This is a genomic window from Corallococcus sp. AB032C (genome assembly GCF_003668935.1).
Taxonomy (GTDB): domain Bacteria; phylum Myxococcota; class Myxococcia; order Myxococcales; family Myxococcaceae; genus Corallococcus; species Corallococcus exiguus.
Genome location: NZ_RAWP01000123.1, coordinates 21,436 through 27,847, shown reverse-complemented (window position 1 = coordinate 27,847; position 6,412 = coordinate 21,436). Strand labels below are relative to the sequence as shown.

Here is a 6,412-nt window from a genome sequence, read left to right as displayed (position 1 = left end):
CCTCCCGCGCCGTGGCCCGCCCGCCCCGCGCCGGTGGCGCCAGCAGCAGCGCTGGCGGTGGTGGCCTGTCCGCGGCCGAGCGCGCCCGCATCCGCCGTGAGACGCCGGGCCTGGTGGCCAACCTGCGCCTGTTCTGGGCGGAGGCGAACTCCAAGGTCCGCGCGGGCGTGATGGCCGGCGGCGGCGTGGTGGTGCTGGGCCTCTTCGCCCTCATGTACTGGCTGGTGCTGGGCGGCGAGGACATGGTGCAGAAGGGCGAGGAGCCCGTGCGCCTGTCCAACCAGCCCATCACCGACTCGTTCGGCCTGGGCGACGGCGTCACCTGGAACCGGCCGGACATGAAGGTCTTCGAGTGGGAGTTCGTCGCCGCGACGCGCGCGGTGGTCATCCTCCACTACCAGGCCCAGGGCATCTCCAAGGACGAGGTGGTGGTGAGCGTCAACGGCGTGGACGTGGGCAAGGTGCCCCCGGACACGATGGCCAGCCAGGAGCGCTCGCTGGAGCTGATGATTCCGCCCCAGCAGCTGCGCAAGGGCGAGCCCAACCGCATCATCTTCGACAACACCCGCAACCCGCCGGGCGAGGACACCTGGCGCGTGTGGAACGTCTGGGTGGAGCGCGCGCTGCTGCCGGAGCAGCTGTCCACGCAGCAGCTGGTGCAGACGGCCAACGAGTCCTTCAAGAAGGGCCGCAAGAACTTCGACACGCCGGACATCGGCGCGCGCAACCGCTACGAGGCGTGGAAGTCCTTCCGCGAGGCGTGGCTGATGCTGGAGGCCCACCCGGACCCCAAGCCGGACCTCTACTTCGAGGCCCAGGAGTTCATGAAGCGCGCCCAGCAGGAGTTGGATCGCACCTGCTCCAAGCTGCTGCTGGAGGTGGAGGGCTACTACAACCAGGGCCACTTCAAGCAGGCCGCCTCCACGCTGGACCACATGCGCGAGTACTTCCCCGAGTACGACCAGCCGTGCGCCACGCGCGCGGAGAACAAGCGCGTCGAGTTCGGCCTGTAGCGAGCCGTCGTCTACTGGACGGTGCAACCCCGCCAGGGAGGCGGGCGGGGCCCGTCCGGGTTGCCGGTCCCTCCCTCCGTTCCCACCCTGAGTGGGGTGATGCGTGAGCGGGCGGGGGAGGACGGGCGGACGGAGGGATTGGTTCCAGCGGCGCGTTCGCCGGGACCGGTGCCGGAGCATGGCCCGGTGTGGAGCGCCGGGGTGTCGCGGCGCCTGCTGGCCCGGTACTACCTGCCGCAGCGCCACCCCACCCTCCAGGGCAATGCGTGCCGGCTCCTGCGCGACGGCGTGGAGGCCTACCCGGAGATGCTGGAGGCCATCCGCCGGGCGCGCCGCTCCATCCGCCTGGAGACGTACATGTTCGTCACCGACGCGGTGGGCGAGCTCTTCGGCCAGGCGCTGGCGGAGGCCGCCGAGCGCGGCGTGCACGTGAAGGTGCTCTACGACGCGGTGGGCTCGTGGACCAGCCGCAGGAGCTTCTTCGAGGGCCTGCGCCAGCGCGGCGTGGACGTGCGGGCCTTCAAACCCTTCAGCCTCCAGCGCGGGCTGCGACACCTGCTGCGCCGGGACCACCGCAAGATTCTGGTGGTGGACGGCACGGTGGCCTTCACGGGCGGGGTGAACATCGCGGCGCACTGGGCCCCGGAGGGGCAGGGCGTGGCGTGGCGCGACGACGTGCTGCGGATTGAGGGCCCCGCGGTGCATGAGCTGGAGCGGCGCTTCCTGGCCACGTGGCGGATGATGTTCCGCGACCGCCTGAGCCGGCTGCGTCGGCGGATCCGCGGCGGGGCCCAGGCGCTGGAGGCCCGCCCGCAGAAGGGCGACGTGGGGCTGGCGGTGCTGTCCAGCCGCCGCAGCATCCACCGCGCGTACCTGCACGCCATCCAGCGCGCGCGGGCCAGCGTGCTCATCGCCGCGGGCTACTTCGTGCCGGACCGGCGCATGGTGGCCGCGCTCAAGGACGCGGCGAAGCGGGGCGTGGAGGTGAGCCTGCTGCTCAACGGGGGCAAGAGCGACCACCCGTTCCTCGAGCATGCGACGCGCGCCTTCTACGAGCCGCTGATGGACGCCGGCATCCGCATCTTCGAGTGGCGCCGGGGCGTGCTGCACGCCAAGACAGCCGTGGTGGACGGCGTGTGGGGCACCATCGGGTCGTTCAACCTGGAGCGGTTGTCACTGGCCTTCAACCACGAGGTCAACGCCGTCTTCGCGGACCCCCGGCTGGGTCGCGACCTGGAGGACTCGTTCCGCCTGGATTGCGGCAACTGTCGCGAGGTGGACCTGGCCGTCTTCCGCCGCCGTCCCCTCTGGCAGAAGGCCGTGGAGCGGGTGCTGTACTTCTTCCGCAAGGTGCTCTGAGCGGGGCTGTAAGCCCGGGGTCGGAACCAACCGTCCACCGCCTTCAACGCAGTGCAGGAACCCTTTGCATGCCGGGGGGGACACGCCTAGAAGTTGCGTCATTCCGGCACGGAAGGACGGCAACGCACATGACGGACAGTTTCGGCACCAAGGCCCAGCTCAAGGTGGGCTCGGCGACCTACGACTATTTCAGCCTGGCCACGCTGGCGAAGGCCCACCCGGCGGTCAACCGCCTCCCGTTCTCGCTGAAGGTGCTGCTGGAGAACCTGCTGCGCAATGAGGACGGCCGCGTCGTCAAGCGCGAGCACATCGAGAAGATGCTCGCCTGGGACCCCAAGGCGGCCCCGGAGACCGAGATCTCCTTCCACCCCGCGCGCGTGCTGCTCCAGGACTTCACCGGCGTGCCCGCCGTCGTGGACATGGCCGCCATGCGCGAGGCGCTCGCCGCCATGGGCGGTGACCCCGCCAAAATCAACCCGCGCAACCCGGCGGACCTGGTCATCGACCACTCGGTGCAGATTGATTCGTTCGCCACCACCGCGGCCTTCAAGGAGAACGCGGAGCTGGAGTTCGAGCGCAACCGCGAGCGCTACGCCTTCCTGCGCTGGGGCCAGAGCGCGTTCAAGGGCTTTGGCGTGGTGCCGCCGGACATCGGCATCTGCCACCAGGTGAACCTGGAGTTCCTGGCGCAGGTGACGTTCCGTCAGGGCAGCACCGTGTACCCGGACACGCTGGTGGGCACGGACAGCCACACGACGATGATCAACGGCCTGGGCGTGGTGGGCTGGGGCGTGGGCGGCATCGAGGCGGAGGCGGCGCTGCTGGGCCAGCCCATCACGATGCTGATTCCGCAGGTGGTGGGCTTCAAGCTCACCGGCAAGCTGCCCGCGGGCGCCACGGCCACGGACCTGGTGCTCACCGTCACGCAGATGCTTCGCAAGAAGGGCGTCGTCGGCAAGTTCGTGGAGTTCTACGGCGAGGGCCTGAAGGCGCTGTCGCTGCCGGACCGCGCCACCATCGCGAACATGGCCCCGGAGTACGGCGCCACCATCGGCTTCTTCCCGGTGGACGAGGAGAGCTGCAACTACCTGCGCTTCACCGGCCGCCCGGATGACGTGGTGGCGCTGACGGAGGCGTACGCGAAGGAGCAGGGTCTGTGGCTCAACGCCGGCGCCCAGGAGCCCCTCTTCAGCGACACGCTGGGGCTGGACCTGGCCGCCGTGGTGCCCAGCCTGGCGGGCCCCAAGCGTCCGCAGGACCGCGTGCCCCTGAAGGACATGAAGGCCGGGTACGAGGCGTCGCTCGTGGAGATGCTGTCCGCCGGCAAGAGCAAGGGCGAGGACGACGAGGGCCCGAAGGGTGGCGCCAAGGCCCCCGCGGCCCCGGTGGCCCCGGAGCGGCTGGCCCAGTCCGTCACCGTGAAGGCGGGCAAGCAGAGCTACCAGGTGGGCCATGGCGCGGTGGTCATCGCGTCCATCACCTCCTGCACCAACACGTCCAACCCGGCCGTGCTGGTGGCCGCGGGCATCCTGGCGAAGAATGCCGTGGAGAAGGGCCTCAAGCCGCAGCCCTGGGTGAAGACGTCCCTGGCCCCGGGCAGCCGCGTGGTGACCGAATACCTGCGCGACGCGGGCCTGCTGCCCTACCTGGAGGCCGTGGGCTTCCACGTCGTGGGCTACGGCTGCACCACCTGCATCGGCAACTCCGGCCCGCTGCCGGAGTCCGTGTCCAACGCGGTGGTGGAGGGCGACCTGGTGGTGGCGGCGGTGCTGTCCGGCAACCGCAACTTCGAGGGCCGCATCAACCCGCACGTGCGCATGAACTACCTGGCGAGCCCCCCGCTCGTGGTGGCGTACGCGCTGGCCGGTGAAGTGGGCCGCGACCTGGACAACGAGCCGCTGGGCACGGACCCCAACGGCCGCCCGGTGTTCCTCAAGGACATCTGGCCGTCCAACGAGGAGATCAAGGAGACCATCCGCACGGCCGTGAAGCCGGAGCAGTTCCGCAGCCAGTACGCGAACGCCATGGAAGGCGACACGCTCTGGCAGCAGCTGCCGGTGGGCAAGGGCTCCACGTTCAAGTGGGATGAGAAGTCCACCTACGTGCGCAAGCCGCCCTTCTTCGAGAACCTCCCGAAGGAGCCCAAGGCCGTGCAGGACATCAAGGGCGCGCGCGTGCTGGCGCTCCTGGGTGACTCCGTCACGACGGACCACATCTCCCCGGCGGGCAACATCGCCAAGACGAGCCCCGCGGCGAAGTACCTGATGGCGGAGGGCGTGGAGCCCAAGGACTTCAACTCCTACGGCGCGCGCCGCGGCAACCACGAGGTGATGGTGCGCGGCACCTTCGCCAACATCCGCCTGAAGAACCTCCTGGTCCCCGGCGTGGAGGGCGGCGTCACGGTGCACATCCCCACGCGTGAGCGGATGAGCATCTACGACGCGTCCATGAAGTACCAGGCGGACAACATCCCGCTCGTGGTGCTGGCGGGCGCCGAGTACGGCACGGGCTCCAGCCGTGACTGGGCGGCCAAGGGCACGCAGCTGCTGGGCGTGAAGGCCGTCATCGCCAAGAGCTTCGAGCGCATCCACCGGTCCAACCTCGTGGGCATGGGCGTGCTGCCCCTGCAGTTCGAGGCGGGCCAGGACGCGCAGTCGCTGGGCCTCACCGGCCACGAGACGTTCGAAATCACCGGCGTCGCGGACGGGCTGGCGCCGCAGAAGAAGCTCACCGTGAAGGCCGTTGGTGAGAAGGGCCCCATCGAGTTCACCGCGGTGTGCCGCATCGACACGCCCAACGAGCTCGACTACTACCGCAACGGCGGCATCCTCCAGTACGTGCTGCGCCAGCTCGCCAAGGCGTAGCGGACAGCACCTGTTGGTTTCGCGGCCCGGCCGCCCTCGCTTCTCGGGAGGGGCTGCCGGGCCGTCGTCTTTCTGGCGGCTACTCCGCGCGCAGGCGGGTCCAGGCGGCCACGTAGCGCGACAGGCGCTCGGCGTCCTTCGGCGTCACGTCCTTCAGGCGGCGCACGTCCATGTTGTCCTCCAGGTCCGCCAGCTTCACGCGGCGGGCCAGGGGGTGGGGACGCAGCCGTTCGATGAAGGCCTCGTAGCTTTCGCCCTCGCGCTTCGTCAGGCAGTCCAGGGCGGACAGCACGTCCTCCGGGTAGCCCATGCCGCGCAGGCGCTCCAGCGTGTACGGCGTGTCCTCCACCACGTCGTGGAGGATGGCCACGGTGCGCTCCGCGTCGGAGGCGAGGCGCAGCATCACCCGCATGGGGTGGAGGATGTAGGGCTGTCCTGCCTTGTCGCGCTGACCCTGGTGCGCGGCCACCGCCAGGGCGATGGCGTCTTCGAGCGTGGGCATGGGCGGAAGCTTCTCACGCCCCGCGGACGGCTCAATGGTTGAGGTTGCCGGAGCCCGTGCCGCCCGCCGTCTGCGCCGTGTAGGCGTGGCCGCCGCCGTTGTACTGGAGGATGCCCTCCACGGCGAGCGCGCTGGGGTCGTGCTGGTTGTTGCCACCCCGGCGCGGAATCAGCGTCTCGCTGATGCAGATGGCGCCCACCACCACCTGTTGATCATTGTCGCGGTTCCACTCCGGGGCGAGCGGCTGGAATTCGTCCTCGTTGTCCCGGATGTAGAGGTACACGTCGTCCTTGCCGTCGCCATCCAGGTCCGCGAACAGCGCGGGGTTGACCGTCTTGATGGCCGCGCGGCCGGCGGCGGTGCGCGGGTTGGCGGGCGTGGTGTTGGTGGGCGAGCCGATGGGGTCGTAGGCGTCCGGCGTGCTCAGGAAGGTGTTCCACTGGGCGTAGTTGCGGCCGAAGTAGCCGCGCGCCAGTTGCAGGCCGCTCTCCGCGCAGCCCTGACGCTGGCCCGCGCGGCTGGACGTCACGGCGCGCGTGCGCTCGCTGCTGGCGTAGGCCATCACGCCCGCCACCAGGCCCAGGAGCACGGTGACGAGCAGCACGACGAGCAGCAGCGTGGCGCCGCGGGTGGAACGGGACGAAGCGCGTGGGGACATGGCGGAGGGCCTCACG

Annotated in this window: 4 protein-coding genes and 1 pseudogene; 3 read left to right on the top strand and 2 right to left on the bottom strand. The window is 70.1% G+C overall.

What is annotated here, in order from left to right; all coding sequences use genetic code 11:
* The 3 genes and pseudogenes from D7X99_RS35720 to acnA all read left to right on the top strand — a co-directional run.
* Window positions 1-1,013: pseudogene (locus tag D7X99_RS35720) on the top strand (hypothetical protein); the annotation flags it as partial.
* A 99-nt stretch (window positions 1,014-1,112) separates the two neighbouring features.
* Complete coding sequence (locus D7X99_RS35715) at window positions 1,113-2,372, top strand: phosphatidylserine/phosphatidylglycerophosphate/cardiolipin synthase family protein (protein ID WP_121781669.1); 1,260 nt, start codon at window positions 1,113-1,115, stop codon at window positions 2,370-2,372.
* 128 nt (window positions 2,373-2,500) lie between these two features.
* On the top strand, window positions 2,501-5,236 hold the full coding sequence (gene acnA / locus D7X99_RS35710; RefSeq protein ID WP_121781668.1) for an aconitate hydratase AcnA: 2,736 nt from the start codon (window positions 2,501-2,503) through the stop codon (window positions 5,234-5,236).
* 79 nt (window positions 5,237-5,315) lie between these two features.
* Here the strand turns inward: acnA and D7X99_RS35705 are convergent, their stop codons facing one another.
* Entirely contained in the window at window positions 5,316-5,738 is a 423-nt protein-coding gene (locus D7X99_RS35705; protein WP_120576859.1) for an HD domain-containing protein, read from the bottom strand.
* Window positions 5,739-5,769: 31 nt separating this feature from the next.
* Window positions 5,770-6,396: a hypothetical protein gene (locus D7X99_RS35700; protein WP_121781667.1), complete on the bottom strand. Its 627-nt coding sequence runs from the start codon at window positions 6,394-6,396 to the stop codon at window positions 5,770-5,772.
* Window positions 6,397-6,412: the final 16 nt, after the last annotated feature.

Coding starts and splice junctions, on each gene's coding strand:
- D7X99_RS35705 (WP_120576859.1), bottom strand. CDS start 5,738: ATGCCCACGCTCGAAGACGCCATCGCCCTGGCGGTGGCCGCGCACCAG.
- D7X99_RS35715 (WP_121781669.1), top strand. CDS start 1,113: ATGCGTGAGCGGGCGGGGGAGGACGGGCGGACGGAGGGATTGGTTCCA.
- acnA (WP_121781668.1), top strand. CDS start 2,501: ATGACGGACAGTTTCGGCACCAAGGCCCAGCTCAAGGTGGGCTCGGCG.
- D7X99_RS35700 (WP_121781667.1), bottom strand. CDS start 6,396: ATGTCCCCACGCGCTTCGTCCCGTTCCACCCGCGGCGCCACGCTGCTG.